General features: G+C 76.5%; 14 protein-coding genes and 1 pseudogene. 3 read left to right on the forward strand and 12 right to left on the reverse strand.

The annotated features are described in order from the left end of the window. Positions 1–40: 40 nt before the first annotated feature. Genes cobA through cobC form a run of 3 tightly spaced genes read right to left on the reverse strand, consistent with a single transcriptional unit; the run spans position 41 to position 3488 of the window. Positions 41–1282: a uroporphyrinogen-III C-methyltransferase gene (gene cobA, locus Q3W71_RS10425; protein WP_302919657.1), complete on the reverse strand. Its 1242-nt coding sequence runs from the start codon at positions 1280–1282 to the stop codon at positions 41–43. A 38-nt stretch (positions 1283–1320) separates the two neighbouring features. Beyond that, entirely contained in the window at positions 1321–2391 is a 1071-nt protein-coding gene (gene cobT / locus Q3W71_RS10430; RefSeq protein WP_302919658.1) for a nicotinate-nucleotide--dimethylbenzimidazole phosphoribosyltransferase, read from the reverse strand. After that, a complete protein-coding gene (gene cobC / locus Q3W71_RS10435) occupies positions 2391–3488 on the reverse strand; it encodes an Rv2231c family pyridoxal phosphate-dependent protein CobC (RefSeq protein ID WP_302919102.1) in 1098 nt (365 codons plus the stop codon). The genes cobT and cobC overlap by 1 nt, the downstream gene beginning before the upstream one ends. Positions 3489–3610: 122 nt before the next feature. On the opposite strand from cobC, the gene Q3W71_RS10440 reads away from it, so the two are divergent. Continuing rightward, the gene (locus tag Q3W71_RS10440; RefSeq protein WP_302919103.1) at positions 3611–5743 is read left to right on the forward strand and encodes a transglycosylase domain-containing protein; all 2133 of its coding nucleotides are present in this window, start codon (positions 3611–3613) and stop codon (positions 5741–5743) included. Positions 5744–5863: 120 nt separating this feature from the next. On the opposite strand, the gene Q3W71_RS10445 is transcribed toward Q3W71_RS10440, so the two are convergent. Next, the gene (locus tag Q3W71_RS10445; protein ID WP_302919104.1) at positions 5864–6433 is read right to left on the reverse strand and encodes a GNAT family N-acetyltransferase; all 570 of its coding nucleotides are present in this window, start codon (positions 6431–6433) and stop codon (positions 5864–5866) included. Beyond that, positions 6430–7821: a cobyrinate a,c-diamide synthase gene (locus tag Q3W71_RS10450; protein WP_302919105.1), complete on the reverse strand. Its 1392-nt coding sequence runs from the start codon at positions 7819–7821 to the stop codon at positions 6430–6432. Before Q3W71_RS10450 ends, Q3W71_RS10445 begins: the two co-directional genes overlap by 4 nt. 160 nt (positions 7822–7981) lie before the next feature. Here Q3W71_RS10450 and Q3W71_RS10455 point away from each other — a divergent pair, with 160 nt between their 5' ends. Next, positions 7982–8806 (forward strand): SURF1 family protein, encoded by an 825-nt coding sequence (locus Q3W71_RS10455; RefSeq protein ID WP_302919106.1) that lies wholly within the window; start codon positions 7982–7984, stop codon positions 8804–8806. Positions 8807–8840: 34 nt separating this feature from the next. Here the strand turns inward: Q3W71_RS10455 and Q3W71_RS10460 are convergent, their stop codons facing one another. From Q3W71_RS10460 to Q3W71_RS30950, 4 genes and pseudogenes are all read right to left on the reverse strand, one after another. Then, positions 8841–10424, reverse strand: a complete 1584-nt coding sequence (locus tag Q3W71_RS10460) for an ATP-dependent DNA ligase (protein ID WP_302919107.1) — start codon at positions 10422–10424, stop codon at positions 8841–8843. Positions 10425–10543: 119 nt separating this feature from the next. Next, positions 10544–10750, reverse strand: a complete 207-nt coding sequence (locus Q3W71_RS10465; protein ID WP_109902554.1) for a hypothetical protein — start codon at positions 10748–10750, stop codon at positions 10544–10546. A gap of 77 nt (positions 10751–10827) precedes the next feature. After that, positions 10828–12180: a dipeptidase gene (locus tag Q3W71_RS10470; RefSeq protein WP_302919659.1), complete on the reverse strand. Its 1353-nt coding sequence runs from the start codon at positions 12178–12180 to the stop codon at positions 10828–10830. Then, positions 12173–13166 (reverse strand): annotated as a pseudogene (locus tag Q3W71_RS30950) (uridine kinase); the annotation flags it as partial. The pseudogene Q3W71_RS30950 and the gene Q3W71_RS10470, both read right to left, overlap by 8 nt. Between Q3W71_RS30950 and Q3W71_RS10480 the strand changes: the two are divergent. Next, the gene (locus Q3W71_RS10480; RefSeq protein ID WP_302919660.1) at positions 13101–13502 is read left to right on the forward strand and encodes a rhodanese-like domain-containing protein; all 402 of its coding nucleotides are present in this window, start codon (positions 13101–13103) and stop codon (positions 13500–13502) included. The pseudogene Q3W71_RS30950 and the gene Q3W71_RS10480 overlap by 66 nt on opposite strands. 61 nt (positions 13503–13563) lie before the next feature. On the opposite strand, the gene Q3W71_RS10485 is transcribed toward Q3W71_RS10480, so the two are convergent. The 3 genes from Q3W71_RS10485 to Q3W71_RS10495 all read right to left on the reverse strand — a co-directional run bounded on the left by Q3W71_RS10485 (position 13564) and on the right by Q3W71_RS10495 (position 17291). Beyond that, positions 13564–14607 (reverse strand): hypothetical protein, encoded by a 1044-nt coding sequence (locus tag Q3W71_RS10485; protein WP_302919109.1) that lies wholly within the window; start codon positions 14605–14607, stop codon positions 13564–13566. A 135-nt stretch (positions 14608–14742) separates the two neighbouring features. Next, on the reverse strand, positions 14743–16293 hold the full coding sequence (locus Q3W71_RS10490; protein WP_302919110.1) for a cobyric acid synthase: 1551 nt from the start codon (positions 16291–16293) through the stop codon (positions 14743–14745). Next, positions 16290–17291 carry a cobalamin biosynthesis protein gene (locus tag Q3W71_RS10495; RefSeq protein WP_302919111.1) on the reverse strand — a complete coding sequence of 334 codons (1002 nt, stop codon included), beginning with the start codon at positions 17289–17291 and terminating at the stop codon, positions 16290–16292. Before Q3W71_RS10495 ends, Q3W71_RS10490 begins: the two co-directional genes overlap by 4 nt. Positions 17292–17404: the final 113 nt, after the last annotated feature.

The following is a 17404-nucleotide window of genomic DNA, read 5'->3' on the forward strand; positions in this document are numbered from 1 at the left end:
ATCCTCCGGCCGCCGTCGGCGTCGGCGGTGACAGCTGTGCTCAGTCGGCGGGGCCGCCGACGGCCCCCGGCGAGAGCACCGGGACGACGTCGCCGACCACCACCACGGCCGGCGGCCGCAATCCCGCCCCCGCCACGTCCGCCGCGACCGAGGCGAGGGTCGACCGGAGCACCCGCTGGGCGCCGGTGGTGGCCTCCTGCACCACCGCCGCCGGCGTCGCCGCGGGCCGGCCGTGGGCGATCAGCGTGGCGGTTATCTCGGCCAGGTTCTTCAGACCCATCAGGATCACCAGGGTGCCGCGCAGCCCGGCCAGGTGCTCCCACCGCACCAGCGAGGCCGGCGAGTCGGGGGCCACGTGCCCGGAGACCACTGTGAACTCGTGCGCGACCGCCCGGTGGGTGACCGGGATGCCGGCCACCGCGGGCGCGGCGATCGAACTGGTCACCCCCGGCACCACGGTCACCGGCACGCCGGCCGCCGCGCAGGCGAGCAGCTCCTCCCCGCCCCGGCCGAAGACGTACGGGTCGCCGCCCTTGAGCCGGACCACGAACCGCCCGGCCAGCGCGCGGTCCACCAGGATCCGGTTGATCTCCTCCTGCGCGCGGGCCGGGCCGTACGGGATCTTCGAGGCGTCGACCAGCTCCACGTCGGCGCGCAGTTCGTCCAGGAGCAGCCCGGGGACCAGCCGGTCGGCGACCACCACGTCGGCCGCGGTGAGCAGCCGCCAGCCCTTGACGGTGATCAGCTCCGGGTCGCCCGGCCCGGCGCCGACCAGCGCCACCCGGCCGGCCGCGGCACCGGCCGCCGCTCCGGTCGCGGCCGGTTCGATCCGGGCGGTGAGCAGGTCCCGCACCGCGTCCCGCACGCTCATCGCCCGGCGCGGGTCACCGCCGCCGAGCACGGCCACGGTGACCGGGCCGTGCCGGGTCACCGCCGGGGTCCACGCGGTGGCGGCCGCCCGGTCGTCGGCGCGTACGCAGAAGATGCGCCGCTCGGCGGCGGCCGCGCTGACCGACGCGGCGGCGATCGGGTCGTCGACCGCGACCTGGACCAGCCAGGCCCCGTCCAGGTCGTCGGGGGCGAACCGGCGCGGCACCCAGTGCAGCCGGCCGGCGTCGGCGTGCGCCCGCAGCGCCGGGGTCAGCTCCGGGGCGACCAGCAGGACGTCCGCGCCGGCGTCGAGCAGGGCCGGCACCCGCCGGGTGGCCACCGCCCCGCCACCCACCACGACCACCCGCCGCCCCGCCAGCCGCAGCCCGAGCGGGTACGGGTTGCCGCTCACCGGGTCCCGCCCCGGGGGCGGCACGCTGCCCAGCGCGTTCACTTCTCGGCCACCCCGGCGGAGTCGAAGGTGGCCACCTCGTGCAGCACCCGGACCGCGCCGGTGACCACCGGCAGCGCGAGCAGCGCGCCGGTGCCCTCGCCGAGGCGCAGCCCGAGGTCGATCAGCGGGTCGAGACCGAGCCGGCGCAGCGCGACGGTGGCGCCCGGCTCGGCGGAGCGGTGTCCGGCGACCATCGCCCCGGTGGCGTCCGGCGCGAGGGCCGCGGCGGCGAGCGCGGCGGAGACCGCGATCACCCCGTCCAGCAGCACCGGCGTGCGGCGGGCGGCGGCGCCGAGGATCAGCCCGGCGAGCGCGGCGTGCTCCAGGCCGCCGACGGCGGCCAGCACGCCCAGCGGGTCGGCCGGGTCGGGCCGGTGCCGGCGCAGCGCGTCCCGCACCACGTCGATCTTGCGCTGGTACGTCGGGTCGTCCACCCCGGTCCCCCGGCCGGTCGTCTCCGCCGGGTCGATCCCGGTGTACGCGGCGATCAGCGCGGCGGCCGGGGTGGTGTTGCCGATGCCCATGTCGCCGGTGAGCAGGATGCCCGCCCCGCCGTCGATCAGTTCGCCGGCCACCCGGATGCCGGTCTCCACCGCGGCCCGGGCCTCGTCGCGGGTGAGCGCGGCGGTCACCGCCAGGTCCCGGGTGCCGGCCCGGACGTTCGCCGCCACCAGCCGGGGCGCGCCGGCGTCGCTCGCCGGGGCGGCGGGCACCGGGGTGGCCACGCCGACGTCGACCACGGTGACCGAGGCGCCGGCCTGCCGGGCGAACGCGTTCACCACCGCCCCGCCGGCCAGGAAGTTGCCGATCATCTGGGCGGTGACCTCCTGCGGCCAGGGGGTCACCCCCTGGGCGTGCACGCCGTGGTCGCCGGCGAAGATCGCCACGGCGGCCGGCTCGGGCAGCGGCGGCGGGCAGGCCCCGGCCAGGCCGGCGAGGCGTACCGAGAGCTCCTCCAGGGCGCCGAGCGAACCGGCGGGCTTGGTCAGCCGGCCCTGCAGGTCGCGGGCGGCGGCCATCGCCGGCTCGTCCAGCGGCCCGATCGCCGCGATCGTGGTCTCCAGCATCATGCCTCCAGGATCCGCGCCAGTACCTCGGTGAACGCGTCGGTGGTGGCCGGGTCGCGGACGGCGACCCGCAGCCAGTCGGGGCCGAGGCCGGGGAAGGTGTCGCCCCGGCGTACCGCCCAGCCGCGCTCCCGCAGGGCGGCCCGCACGGCGGCGGCGCCGGGCAGGTGGACCAGCACGAACGCGCTGGCCGGGCGGCCGGCGACGCGTACCCCCGGCAGTGCCGACAGGCGGGCGACCAGGTGGTCGCGGTCGGCCGCGAGCCGGGCGGCGATGGCGCGCTCGGCCTGGACCGCGGCGGGGCCGGCGCAGGCGGACGCGGCGGCCAGCGCCGGCGTGGAGACCGCCCAGAGCGGCTGGACGGCGGCGAGCCGGTCGAGCAGCTCGGCGGCGCCGAGCAGGTAGCCGATGCGCAGCCCGGCCAGCCCCCAGGTCTTGGTGAGGCTGCGCACCACCAGCAGGCCGGGCAGGTCCCGCCGGGCGGCCAGCGACTCCGGCTCGCCGGGTACGCCGGGCGCGGCGGTGGTGTCGGCGAACGCCTCGTCGACCACCAGCACCCGGCCCGGGCGGGCCAGCGCGGCCAGGTCGGCGGCGGGGTGCAGCACCGAGGTGGGGTTGGTGGGGTTGCCGATCATGACGAGGTCGGCGTCCGCGGGCACCCGGGCCGGGTCGAGCCGGAAGTCGTCGGCGGGGTCGAGCAGCACCCGGTCGACCCGGTGGCCGGCCGCCCGGAGCGCCGCCTCCGGTTCGGTGAACTGGGGGTGCACCACGACCGGCCGGCGGACCCCGCGCAGCGCCTGGGCGAGCAGCACGAAGCCCTCGGCGGCGCCGGCGGTGAGCAGCACCTCGGCGGGCGGGCGGCCGTGCCGGGCGGCGACGGCGGCCCGGGCGGGCGCGGGGTCGGGGTACCGGGCGAGGTCGGCCAGCGACGCGGCGATCGGCTCGGCCAGCCAGGCCGGCATCGGGGCGCGGCGGACGTTGACGGCGAGGTCGACCAGACCCTCGCCCACCTCCGCGTCGCCGTGGTGGGCGAGGTCGGGCTCGTGGGCGGGGTCGGGCCCGACGCCGGTGGGCGCCCCGATCGGCTGACCGCGCATGACCGCGATCCTGCCGGGAAGCCGGCCCACGGGACAGCGTGTCCGGGCGTGGGGCGCGTCACCACCGGTGGCGTTCATGAATACTTCTCATGGATGAATCGGAAATGTCATAACTTGGCCGTGTGAGCAACCGACCCCTTGCTGCCGCTGGTCGTCTCCTTCCCCTCCTCCGCGCCGGGCTGATCGCCGGCATCGTGGTCGCCGCCGTGGCGTATCCGGTGGCCGCCGCCACCGGCATCGGCGCCAAGGTCACCGCGCACGCGCTGGAGCACAAGACCAAGATCCTGACCAGCGCGTTGCCCGCCGAGACGTCGTACCTGTACGCGCCGGACGGCCGCACCGTGCTGACCATGTTCTACGAGGAGTACCGGCAGTACACCAAGCTGTCGGACATGTCGCCGAACATCCAGCAGGCGATCGTCGCGGCCGAGGACTCCCGCTTCTACCAGCACCACGGCGTCGACCCGAAGGGCGTCGCCCGCGCCTTCGTGGCCAACGCCCGCTCCAGCGGCGTCTCCCAGGGCGCCTCGACGCTGACCATGCAGTACGTCCGGATGGCGCTGCGGGACAGCGCGAAGACCCCGAAGGAGGTCCAGGAGGCCACCCAGCAGACCAGCCTGCGCAAGATCCGCGAGATGCGGATGGCGCTCGACCTGGAGAAGGAGCTGAGCAAGGAGGAGATCCTCGAGCGCTACCTGAACTCGGCGTACTTCGGCCACCGCGCGTACGGCATCTACGCGGCCAGCGAGATCTTCTTCTCCAAGACCCCGAAGGACCTCAGCCCGGTCGAGGCGGCCACCCTCGCCGGCCTGGTCAAGTCCCCGTCCGAGTACGACCCGGCCAGCTCCGACCAGAAGGACGCCACCGCCCGGCGCAACTACGTGCTGGACCGGATGGCCCAGCTCGGCTACCTCTCGCCCGACGACGCGGCGCAGGCCAAGAGCGAGCCGATCCGGCTCAAGCTGAGCTACCCGCCGAACGACTGCGCCTCGATCCCCGAGAAGTGGAACAGCTGGGGCTTCGCCTGCGACTACCTGAAGAACTGGTGGAGCGCGCAGCCCGCGTTCGGGGACAACCGGCTGGAGCGGATGGACAAGCTGCGCCGGGGCGGCTACCGGATCGTGCTGAGCATGGACCCGAAGATCCAGGAGGCGGCCGAGAAGAACGTCGGCGCCAAGGAGAACACCGGCAGCCCGTTCGCCAACGGCATCGTGGTCTCCGAACCGGGCACCGGGCGGGTGAAGGCGATGGCGGTGAACCGGACCTACTCGCTGGACCTGGCCGAGAACCCGCCCAGCTCCAACCCCGAGGCCGACCCGAAGATGAAGGCGAACTACCCGAACACGGTGGCGCCACTGCTCGGCGGCGGCGACCTGCCGGGCTACCAGGCCGGATCGACGTTCAAGATGTTCCCGATGCTGGCCGCGCTCAACGCGGGCATGCCGCTGTCCACCTCGTTCAACGCCCCGCACCGGTACCGCTCGGAGGTCTACGACGGCTGGGCGCCGTCCAACGCCAGCGGCGCGATGTCCGGCACCCAGACCATGTGGTCCGGCTTCGGCAAGTCGGTCAACACCTACTTCGTCTGGCTGGAGGAGCAGGTCGGCGCGGACAAGGCGGTCCGGCTGGCCGAGCAGCTCGGGCTGCGCTGGCGTACCGACGTGGACCGGGAGCAGGCGTCCCCGGACAAGGCGAAGAAGTGGGGCGCGTTCACCCTGGGCGTCTCCGACGCCACCCCCCTGGAGATGGCCAACGCGTACGCGGCCATCGCGGCGGACGGGCGGTACTGCGAGGCGATCCCGGTGCAGTCCATCCACAACCGGGACGGCACGCCGACCACGTACCGGACCGCCGGCGGGATCGAACGCGAGGTCGCCAAGCCGCGCTGCCGGCAGGTGGTGAGCGCGGACGCGGCCCGGGCCGCCACCGACGCCGCCCGCTGCCCCACCGGCGACACCCCGGCCCGCGGCAGCTGCGGCGGCTGGTCGACGGCGGACAGCGTGCGGGGCACGGTCGGGCGGCCGGTGGCCGGCAAGACGGGTACCACTGACAGCACCCGGTCCGCCTGGTTCGTCGGCTACACCCCGGAGCTGGCCGCGGCGAGCTTCATCTCGGACCCGGACAACCCGTTCAACGCGGTCGGCGACGGCCAGTCACAGATCCCGATCGCCGCGGTCGCGGAGACCCTCCGCGACGCCCTCAAGGGCAAGCCGACCCGCCAGTTCACCCCACCCTCCGACCGCATGGTCGGCTGACCACCTCGGGGCCGGGTCGGCCACGGGTCCGAGCCCGAGACCGCCCGGCCCCTCGACACGGCGGCGGCGGGCCCGCCTGGCCCGCGACCACGGCGACGCCGGCCGGCCCGGGCGGCGGGGTCAGTGGAGGTCGGCGGTCACGAAGGACCAGACCTCCAGGTCGACCCGGCCGCCGCGGGCGTAGCCGGCGTTGCGGAGCAGGCCCTCGTAGCTGAAGCCGGCTTTCTCGGCCACCCGGCGCGAGGCCAGGTTGCCCGGCGCCACCCGCAGCTCGACCCGCTGGAAGCCGTGCTCCAGGATCAAGGCGATGGCCAGCGCGTCGACCGCCTCGGCGGCCAGGCCGAACCCGCGGGCGTGCGGCGCCATCGCGTAGGAGATCTCGGTGCACCGGGCACCCCAGTCGGTACGCCGGGTCCAGAGGCAGCCGACCACCCGGCCGTCCTCCCGGCGGACCACCCCGTAGTGGTCCCCGTCGCCGCTGTCCCGCCGCTGCCGGGCCAGGTCAGTGCACCAGGCGTGGCCGTCGATCTGGCCCGTCGAGTCGGCCAGCGGCAGCCAGCGCTGGGTCTGCTTGTCGGCGAAGACCTCGTCGGCCGCGGGCGCGTCCGCCGCCGCCAGCTGGCGCACCTCGGTACGCGGGGTGGAGACGGTCAGCGCCGGGAACCGGCGGATCGCCACCTGACCGATCACGCCGGCACCCCGCCGGGCCGGGCCCCCTCGGCCGCCGGCTCCGCCGCCGCGGCGGTAACCAACCGGGCGGCGATCGCCGGATCCGCGGCCCAGTGCACCACCAGCTGCGAGGCGTGCACGCCCCGCCAGACGAAGCCCTCCGGGGAACCGCCCGACCAGCTCCAGACCGGACGCTGCCCGGCCCGCGGGGTGAGCACCGCCCGGTGCGCCTTGTGCCCGGCCACCACGGCCCCGGCCGGCGCGACCACGCTGCCGGTCACCGCGGTCGCCTCGCGGTAGCCGACCACCATGCCCTCCCGGCTGGCGCCGACCGCGTCGAGCACCCCGCACATCGGCAGCCCGTCCAGCTCCCGGGCCAGCCAGAGCAGGCCGGCGCCCTCGGCCACCACCGGCCGGCCGGTGCGGGCCAGCTCGGCGACCGCTATGCAGAGCCGGCGGTTGGCGGAGAGCTGCTCCGCGTACGACTCGGGCAGGCCGCCGCCGACCACCAGCGCCCGGCTGCCGGCCGGCAGCGCCTCGTCGCGCAGCGGATCGAGCGTGACCACCTCGGCCCCGGCCGCCCGCAGCAGCTCGGCGGTCTCGGCGTGGCTGTAGCTGCCGCCCGGCCCGCCGGCGAGCGCCACCACCGGGCGCTCCCCCGCCGGCGGCTCGCCGGCCGGGTTCGGCGACCAGGGCGCGGCGGGCAGCGGCGGGGCGGAGCGGGCCAGCCCGAGCAGCCGGTCCAGGTCGACGGTGGCGGCGACCGCCTCGCCGAGGCGGCGCACCGCCCGGGTGGCCTCGCCGGAGCCGGCCAGCGCGGGTACGGCACCCAACCGGCGTGCCGGCAGCACCGGGGGCAGGTCCTGGCGGCGCAGCGCGCCGTAGACCGGCACGCCGATGTCGTCGAGCGCCTCGCGCAGCAGCGCCTCGTGCCGGGCCGAGGCGACCCGGTTGAGGATCACCCCGCCCAGCCAGATCTGCTCGTCGTACGACCGGAAGCCGTGCACCAGCGCGGCCACCGACTGCCCGATGGCGGCCACGTCGACCACCAGCACGACCGGGCTGCGCAGCGCTATCGCGACGGCTGCCGTCGACTCGGTCTCCGGGCGGCCGGCGAGGCTGTCGTAGAGGCCCATGCTGCCCTGCACCAGAGCGAGCGCGGCCCCGGCGGCGCCGTGCCCGAGCAGGGGGGCGATCCGGTCCGCGCCGACCAGCCGGGGGTCCAGGTTGCGCCCGGGCCGCCCGGCGGCGAGCCCGAGGTACGCCGCGTCGACCTGGTCCGGGCCGACCTTGAACCCGGCGACCGCGTCGCCCCGGTCGGCGAGTGCGGCGAGCAACCCGATCGCCAGCGCGTTCTTGCCGTGCCCGGAGGACGGCGCGCTGAGCACCAGGCGCGGCACCACGGTCATCATCGACTCCCTCGCGGCGGCGGGTACGCGGCCACGGACCGCAGCCGCGGCCCGCCCGCGTGACGATAGCCGAACCGCCGCGCGGGCGAGCGCCGCGCGACGGACGGGTCGCGGCGGCACCCGGTCCGGCGCGGGTGGCCCGGGTCATACGGGTAGCCTCGTGGGGGTGTACCGGTTCCTGCTGACGCCGCGCTGGCTGGGCATCCTCGCGCTGACCCTGGTGGCCGCGACGGTGATGGTGCTGCTCGGCAACTGGCAGCTGGACCGCTACCGGGGTCGCACCGAGATCAACGAGCGGATCGACGCCGGCCTGCGGATGGCCCCGGTGCCGCTGCGGGAGGCGGTGCCCGCGCCGACCGGCGGCAGCGGCACGGCCGGCCCCGCGCCGGCCGAGGAGAAGACCTGGACCCGGGTCACCGTGACCGGCCGGTACGACACCGCGAACGTGGTCCTGGTCCGTGGCCGGACGGCGGAGAACCGGGTCGGCTTCGAGGTGCTCACCCCGCTCGTCCTGGCCGACGGCACGGCGGTGCTGGTGGACCGGGGCTGGATCCCGCCGGCCCCGGGTGGCGCCGTCGCCCAGCCGCAGGTGCCGGCCGCCCCGCCCGGCGAGGTCACGGTGGTGGGCCGGGTGCACGCCAGCGAGAGCGGCTCGGTCGGGGTGTCCCGGCGCGAGGGCCGGCTGGAGACCCGGCGGATCGGCGTCCCCCAGCTCGCCCGCGAGCTGCCCTACCCGGTGCACGGGGCGTACCTGCTGCTGGACGAGCAGACGCCGGCGGCCGACCCGGCCTTCGTGGCGGTGCCGGTCGGGCACGCCAACAACTGGCAGAACTTCGGCTACGTCGTGCAGTGGTGGCTCTTCGCCGGGATGACGCTGTTCGGCTACGTCTGGGTGGCCCGCCGGGAGGCCCGCCGGCTGTCCGGGGCGGCGCCGCGGCGGCCGGTCGACCGGGCCGCCGAGCCCGCCCCGAGCACCTCGGCCTGAGCGGCACGCGGGGTTCCGCCCGGCGGGCCGGGCGTCAGCCGGTGGCCCGGCCGGCGTGTATGGCGCGGACCGCGTCGATGGTGTCGGCCTCGGCGGCGGTCTTGTCGTCGCGGTAGCGCACCACCCGGGCGAAGCGCAGGGCCATGCCACCCGGATAGCGGGAGCTGGTCTGCACCCCGTCGAAGGCGATCTCGACCACCTGCTCGGGCCGGACCCGCACCACCCAGTCGCCCTTCTCCACGGCCAGGTCGAGGAAGCGCTCGGTCTGCCAGCGCAGCAGCTCGTCGGTGAGGCCCTTGAACGTCTTGCCGAGCATCACGAACTCGCCGGTGCGCGGGTCGCGGGCGCCGAGGTGCAGGTTCGACAGCCAGCCGGTGCGCCGGCCGCTGCCCCACTCCACCGCGAGCACCACCAGGTCGAGGGTGTGCCGGGGCTTCACCTTCACCCAGGCGGAGCCGCGCCGGCCGGCGTCGTAGGGCGCGTCGGGCGACTTGACCACGACGCCCTCCTGGCCGGCGTCGATCGCCGCGGCGAACGCCGCGCCGGCCCGCTCCGGCCCGTCGACCTCCATCCGCCCGACCAGCAGCGAGGCGTCGACCGCGCCGGCCAGCGCGGCCCAGCGCTCCCGGCCGGGCAGGTCGATCAGATCCGCGCCGTCGAGGTGCAGCAGGTCGAAGAAGTACGGGGTGAGCACCGGCTGGCCGGTGGTCTCGGCGGCGGCGAGCACCGCCGGGGCGACCGGGGTGCGCCCGGTGGTGCTCGGGGTGGTGCGCCGGGCGGCGCGGCTGGCGGTCTCCTGGAACGGCAGTGGCCGCCCGGCCGCGTCCAGCCCGATGGCCTCGCCGTCGAGCACCAGCTCGCGACCGGGCAGCGCCCGGACGGCGGCGACCACCTCGGGCACCCGGGTGGTGATGTCGTCGAGGCTGCGGCTGAACACGGCGATCTCCGACCCGGAGCGGTGCACCTGGATCCGGATGCCGTCGAGCTTGACGTCGACCACGGCCGGCGTGCCGGTCGCGGCGAGCGCCTCGTCGACCGAGGGTGCGCTCTGCGCCAGCATCGGCGCCAGCGGGCGCCCGACCCGCAGGCCGAAGGTGGCCAGCGCCGGGGCGCCCCCGGTGAGCGCGGCCACCGCCACGGCCCGCAGGTCACCGGCGAGCAGCAGGGCCCGCCGGACGGCGGTGAGCGGCACCTCGGCCGCCCGGGCCACCGCGTCGGCGAGCAGCCCCGCCTGGGCGCCCTGCCGCAGCTCGCCGCCGAAGAGCGCGGTGAGCAGGCGTTGCTCGTCGGCGGTGGCGGCGGCGAAGAGCCCTCCGAGCAGCGCCCGACGCCGGGCCTGCGAACCGGGACCGTGCACCGCGGCGATCTCGTCGATCGCCGCGTCGACAGCGGCCACGGTCAGCGTGGGCTGCTCGGCGGCGGGCGGCAGGTCGCGCAGGCTCGCCCAGCCCACCCCGGTCTGCCGCTGGCGCAGCTCGCCGGCGAGCCAGCCGGCGCCGGCCGCGATCTCCGCCGGGTCGAGCCGGCGCAGGGCGTCGGCGAGCAGCTCCACCTTGGCGCGCCGGCCGCTGGTGGCGGCGACGGCGGCGGAGGTGGCTGCCAGGTCGATGAACCGCACGGATTCATCCTGCCAGCCACCCCCGACACCACCGCGGCATTGCCGTGCCCGGCCGGCGCGGCCCCCAGGACCAATCGCCACGCCGGCCGGGACACCCACCGCGCGGACCGGCGGGCCGGTCAGGCCGAGACGGGCTCCTCGATGCGCAGGCCGCGGGCACGGACCTCGTCGGCGACCCGGGAGAGCACCGCGTCCAGCGCGACCAGGGCGGCGGAGAGCTCGCCGAGCTGTTCCTTGAGCGTGTCCTCGGGCCACGCGGAGACGTCGACGTCCCCCAGAGCGCTGACGGCGGCCCCCAGCCGGGCCATCACCTCGTTCGTACTCATGTTCGAAAGGCTATAACAGCCCGGCGCCCGACACACCGCAAACTCCCACATCAACCGGGAAGTTACGGTTCCGACGCCTACCGGCCCTTCGTGCCCGCCTCGGCCACCTTGGCCAGCAGCAGCGTCTCGGCCAGGCAGACCCGCGCGAACTCGCCCAGGTGCAGGCTCTCGTTCGGGCCGTGCGCCCGGGCGTGCGGGTCCTCCACACCGGTCACCAGGATCGCCGCCTGCGGGAACATCTCCTGGAAGGTGGCGATGAACGGGATCGACCCGCCGACGCCGATGTCCACCGGGTCGGTGCCGTCCCAGGCGGTGCGGAAGGCCGACCGGGCGGCGTCGAACATCGGGCCGGCGGCGTCGATGACGCACGGGAAGCCGTCGTGCTCGAAGCTGACCTCCACCCGCGCCCCCCACGGCACGTGCTTCTCCAGGTGGGTGCGCAGCGCCGCGTACGCCCGCTTGGGGTCGTCGCCCGGCGCGAGCCGGATGCTCAGCTTGGCCTTGGCCGCCGGCACCAGGGCGTTCGGCGCCTCGCCGGTGGCCGGCGCGTCGATGCCCAGCACGGCCAGCGCCGGCTTGGTCCAGAGCCGGTCGGTGATCCGGCCAGTGCCGATGAACGACACGCCCTCGACCAACCCGGCCTCGGCGCGGAACCGGTCCTCCGGGTAGTCGACCGTGGCGCCCTCCCGCCCGACGAGGCCCTCCACCGCCACGTCGCCGGCGTCGGTGTGCAGGGTGGCCAGCAGACGCACCAGGGTGGTGAGCGCGTCCGGCACCGCGCCGCCGAACATCCCGCTGTGCACCGCGTGGTCGAGCGTGCGCACCTCGACGAAGCAGTTCACGATGCCGCGCAGCGAGGTGGTCAGCGCCGGTACGCCGATGTCCCAGTTGCCGGAGTCGGCGATCACGATGACGTCCGAGGTGATCTCCTCGCGGTGCTCGGCGAGCAGCCGCTCCAGCGAGTCGGAGCCGTACTCCTCCTCGCCCTCGATGAAGAGCACCACGCCGACCGGGAGGGCGTCGCCGAACGCGCGCAGCGCCGCCACGTGCGCCATGATCCCGGCCTTGTCGTCGGCGGCGCCGCGACCGTAGAGGCGGCCGTCCCGCTCCACCGGCTCGAACGGGTCGGACTCCCACAGCGACAGGTCGCCGACCGGCTGCACGTCGTGGTGGGCGTAGAGCAGCACCGTCGGCGCACCGGGCGGGGCCGCCTTCTTCCCGATCACGGCCGGTTGCCCGCCGGAGCGCACGATCTTCACGTCGAGGCCGCAGCCGCGCAGCAGCTCGGCCACCGCCTCGGCGGAACGCTCGACGTGCGAGTGGTCGAAACCCTCGAACGCGATGCCGGGGATACGCACCAGGCGCTCCAGGTCGGCGCGGACGCCGGGCAGTTCCCGCTCGACGGCGGCCCGCAGGTCGGACTCGGACATGGTCGGTGTGGTCATGACCGGCATCGTATGCCGGCCTTACCGGCCCGCACCGCCCGAGGCGGTGCCGACGCTGGTCAGCGCAGCCGCTGGTAGTAGCGGTCACGGTCGTGCGGCAGCCTCGGCGCCCCGTCGACCACCAGGTCGGCCCGCGCCCGGGTGCGGTCGGCGGCGAAGTGCGCCCGCTCGCCGGCGTGCCAGCGGCGCAGCTCCGGCAGGATCTGCGCGCCGTCGCGCTCGACCGCCCGGGCCAGCCGCAGCGGCGCCGGGGCGGTGACGAAGACGGCGAGCGTGAGGTCCGGCCGGGCGGCCGCCCGGGCCGCGCTCACCCCCTCGACGAGCAGCACCGGCGTCACCGGCACCGGCACCGGACGCGGCAGGAAGCGCTGCCGTACCCAGCTGTACCGCTGGTAGGCGCCCGGCCGGCCGGCGCGCAGCGGCGCCAGCACGCACGCCTCCAGCCGGGGCCAGAAGGTGAGCTGGTCGGCCCAGCCGTCGAGCAGGTCGTCGGTGTGCACCACCGGTGGTCGCCCGCCGCCGGGGAGCGCGGCGAGGGCGTCCGCGAGACGCGCCGCGAAGAAGCTCTTGCCCGCGCCGCTGGGCCCGTCGACGGCCACCAGCCGGGTCCGTCCCAACCGCGCCGGCGCGGCCAGCACGCGGCGGGCCAGTTGGGCGTACGCCTCGACCACGACCACCGCCACCCGCCGACGGTAACCGGCCCCGCGGGCCGGCCCGCCGCCCGGGCCGGCGGCCCCCGGTTCCCGGCCGGCGTCGGTGCCGGTGCGGACCGCGGTGCCGGCGGCACGGTGCGGATCGCGGTGGCGCGCGGGTCGCCCGTTCGGGCGGTCGTGGCACGGACCGGGGCCGTTCCCCGGCCGGACGCCCGGACGGGACGGGATGATCGGCTGGTGTCCCACAGCGTGATGAGTCCGGGCGTCGACGCCCTGCTGGAACAGGCCCGCGCCGGGGTACGCCGGCTGACCCCGCACCAGACCGTCGAGGCGGTCCGCACCGGGGCCCTGCTGATCGACACCCGCACCGAACGGCAGCGGCAGGAACAGGGCGAACTGCCCGGCGCCATCGTCGTCGACCGCACGGTCCTGGAGTGGCGGTTGGACCCGGCCAGCGCCTGGCGGATCCCCGAGGCCACCGGGTACGACCTGCGGATCGTGCTGGCCTGCCGGCACGGCTACAGCTCCAGCCTGGCGGTGGCGAGCCTGCGGGCGCTGGGACTGCACCGGGCCACCGACATGATCGGCGGGGTGCAGGCGTGGCTGGCCGCCGGGCTGCCGATGTCCGACCGGCCGGCCGACGTCCGCTACTGACCGGATCCCCGGCGGCGGTGCGGCTCTGCTCGGCGGGTCCGCCGGCTCTCCCCGCCGGGGGTCAGTCGCCCGGCGGGTTTCCGGCGGGTGCGACCCTGGCGAGCCAGGCCGCCGCGTCGGCGGCGCCGAGTTCCCCGTCCACGGCCAGCGAGCCGCGCACGGTCGGATACCGGCGGACGTTCTCCCAGCTGCGGGTGTAGGACGGCGGATCGAGCACGACGACCCGGACCCCGTCCAGCAGCGGGATGTCGGCCGGGAGTCCCTCGTTCCAGATCCACGCGCCGTGGCCGTCGACCAGGTTGAAACTGCCGGTCACCAGGCCGCCGAACCGCTCGGGTGGCGCGTCGGTGGCGACCGCGACCCACGCCGGGTCGACGGTGAGCCCCTCGATCCGGCCCGGTTCGGCCAGCGCTGCGGCCAGCAGCGTGTGCAGCTGGAAGTTGTCACCCACGCCGTCGACGGTGACCCACCAACCCCGCCCGGTCTCCCGGTGCAGGACGAGCAGCCGCTCGGCGTCGAGCAGTCGCAGCAGCCCGAGCATGCAGTCCAGGTCGCCGCGGACGTCGGCCAGCCCGCTGCCCAGCTCCCGCAGCCGGGCCCGGTGCGGGAACGTCTCCCGCAGGGCCGTCGAGTGCTGCAGCAGCGTCGTCGCCGGCATCGCCCAGTTGCCGGCCGAGAGCCAGCCCAGCGCCGCCCGGAGGGCGCCGCCCTCGTCGTCGCCGGCCGCGGTCATCGCGGCGACCGCCGGCTCCAGCGCGGCCGGGTCACCCGGCTCGGGCAGTTCCTCGTCGGGGTGGACCCGTTCCCACCCGGCCCGGAACCGCTCGGCCTCGGTGAGCGCGTCCAGCAGCCCGTCGGCGACGGCGCGGACCAGCGGGTCCGGTCGGGCCCCCAGCTCCACCAGCGCGCCGCAGAGCACCGCGAACTGCCCGCCCGCGCTGATGCCCAGCTCGGGCAGGAGCGCGACGCAGCGGGACAGCGTCTCGTCCAGCTCGGCCGGCGTGGCCTGCTGGGCTGCCTCCCACAACCGCGGTACGGCCTCGGTCATCCGGGCACTGTCGTGCGCCCGCACGGCCGCCTCCACCTCGGCGCAGCGATCGGTCAACTTTCCGGAACCATTCAAGAACACCGGCGCACTCTAACGATCCCGCCGCCGCGGTGGTGTCCCGTCGGCGTCCGCGCCGGCCGTCGCCGCCCTGGTCGCCGCCCCGCCGGCCACCGCCGGTCGCCACCGGGCCGGTCAGTGGTCGGTGGCGGGTGGCGCGCCGGGCGGGACGAACGGCAGGCCGGGCGGCGGGCCGGACTCGACCAGCCGCCAGAGCGCCTCGGTGTCCAGGTGCTCCTCGACCAGGTCGCCGAGCAGGTCGAGGGAACGTTCCCGGGCGGCCGCGAACGCGGTGTCCGGCGCGACCCGGAAGCCGTGCCGGCCGGCCAGCCGGGCGGCCTCGGTGAGGAAGCGCCGGCGGAACTCGTCGGACTCGAACGCGCCGTGCCAGTGGGTGCCGTGCACGGCGCCGACGACGGCCCCCTCCCCGGTGCCGTCCGCGTAGGTCAGCAGCGGGGTCAGGGCGGGGTCGGCCGCCGAGACGTAGCCGTGGTGGATCTCGTAGCCGCGCACCGGCACGCCGGGGCCGGCCGTGCCGGTGGACTGCCGGACGGTCTTGCGCGGGTCGAAGGTGATCTCGACGGGCAGCAGGCCCAGGCCGGGCACGCTGCCCCGCCGGCTCTCCACCGGGTCGTGGATCGCCCGGGCCAGCATCTGGAAGCCACCGCAGATGCCGAGCAGCGGCTTGCCCGCCGCCACGTGCGCCAGCACGGCGTCGGCGAGCCCGGTCTCCCGCAGCCAGGCCAGGTCGGCCACTGTCGACTTCGAGCCGGGCAGCACCACCAGGTCGGCGGCGGCCAGCTCGGCCGGTTCGACGGTCAGCCGGACCCGTACGCCCGGCTCGGTGGCGAGCGCCTCGACGTCGGTGGCGTTGCTGATCCGGGGCAGCCGGACCACTGCCACGTCCAGCCAGTCGGTGCCGTGCGGGGCGGCCGGCCGGCCGAGCACCCGGCCGTAGGCGAGGGAGTCCTCCGCGTCCAGCCACAGGTCGAGCGACCAGGGCAGCACCCCGTACGTCGGGCGGCCGGTGACCCGGCGCAGCATGTCCAGCCCGGGCTGGAGCAGCCCGCGGTCGCCGCGGAACTTGTTGATCACGAAGCCGGCGATCAGCGCCTGGTCGGCCGGGTCGAGCAGGGCCAGGGTGCCGAACATCGAGGCGAAGACGCCGCCCCGGTCGATGTCGCCGACCACGATGGTGGGCAGGTTGGCGTGCCGGGCCAGCCCCATGTTGACGTAGTCGCCGCCGCGCAGGTTGATCTCCGCGGGGCTGCCGGCGCCCTCGCAGACCACCACGTCGTAGCTGGCCCGCAGGTCGGCCAGCGCCGCGTACGCCGTCTCGGCGAGCCGGGGCCGCAACTGGCGGAAGTTGCCGGCGGTGACCGTGTCGACCGCCTCGCCGAGCAGCACCACCTGACTGGCCAGGTCGCTGCCGGGCTTGAGCAGCACCGGGTTGAACCGCAGGTCGGGGGCGAGGCCGCAGGCGGCGGCCTGCATCGCCTGCGCCCGGCCGATCTCGCCGCCCCGGCCGTCCGGCCCGACCACCACCGCCGAGTTGTTGGACATGTTCTGCGCCTTGAACGGCGCCACTTTGACACCCCGGCGGTGCAGCCACCGGCAGATGCCCGCGGTGAGCACGCTCTTGCCGGCGTCCGAGGTGGTGCCGGCGACCAGCAGCCCCCCGCTCACGACGCGCTCCCCCGCCCGCCGCCGAGGACCCGGCGCCCGGCGGCGCTCACCAGCCGACCCACGGTCAGCGGGTACGCGACGGCCAGCCCCAGCGCGGCCAGCCCGACCGCGCCGGAGATCCGGGCCGCCCGCTTCAGGTGCCGGCCCTCGGGGCGGGGCCCGTCACCGAGGAACGGGCGCACCTCCGAGCGCCCGAAGTAGACGTTGCGCCCACCCAGCCGCACGCCGAGCGCGCCGGCCATCGCCGCCTCGCACTGCCCGGCGTTCGGGCTCGGGTGGTCGTTGCGGTCCCGGCGCCAGACCCGCCAGGCCCGGTCCCGGTCGCCGTGCCCGCTCGGTGCCAGCGCGACGGTGAGCAGCCCGGTCACCCGCGCGGGGACCAGGTTGAGCAGGTCGTCGAGGCGGGCGGCCGGGGTGCCGAACCGGGCGTAGCGCGGCGAGCGGTGGCCGACCATCGCGTCGAGGGTGTTCGCCGCGCGGTAGCCGAGCAGCCCGGGCAGCCCGGCGACCGCGCCCCACAGCAGCGGGGCGACCACCGCGTCGGAGGTGTTCTCGGCGACCGACTCGACCGTGGCCCGGGCCAGTTCGGGCTCGTCGAGCGCGGACGGGTCCCGCCCGCAGAGGTGGCCGAGCCGGTGCCGGGCCGCCGGCAGGTCACCGTCGCGCAGCGCCCGACCCATCACGGTGGCCTCGTGCCGCAGGGTGCGCCCGCCGAGCACGGTCCAGGTGCCGGCGGCGACCAGCACCGCCCGGGCCACCGGGTGGCGTCGGGTGGCGATCGTGGCCGCCGCGCCGAGCAGCACCGGCGCGCCGACCGCCAGCGCCGTGAACGCGGCGCCGGCCGACCGGTCCGGTCGGTACACCCGCCGTTCCAGGGCGCCCGCGGCGCGGCCGAAGCCGGCCACCGGATGCCACCGCCTCGGGTCGCCGAGGAGCGTGTCCAGGGCGTATCCAGCGGCCAGTCCCACCGCGTTCGCCACCGGCGCAGCCTGCCGCACCCGTCACCACCTCCGGCCGGCCAGCCTAGACCAGGCCCACGCTCCCATCCCCGCCCCGCACACCCGCACGGCACGCTCCCGCCGCACGCGACCTCCCGCGCTCGGACCGCGAC

The sequence above is a fragment of the Micromonospora sp. C28SCA-DRY-2 genome (genome assembly GCF_030519475.1).
GTDB lineage: Bacteria > Actinomycetota > Actinomycetes > Mycobacteriales > Micromonosporaceae > Micromonospora.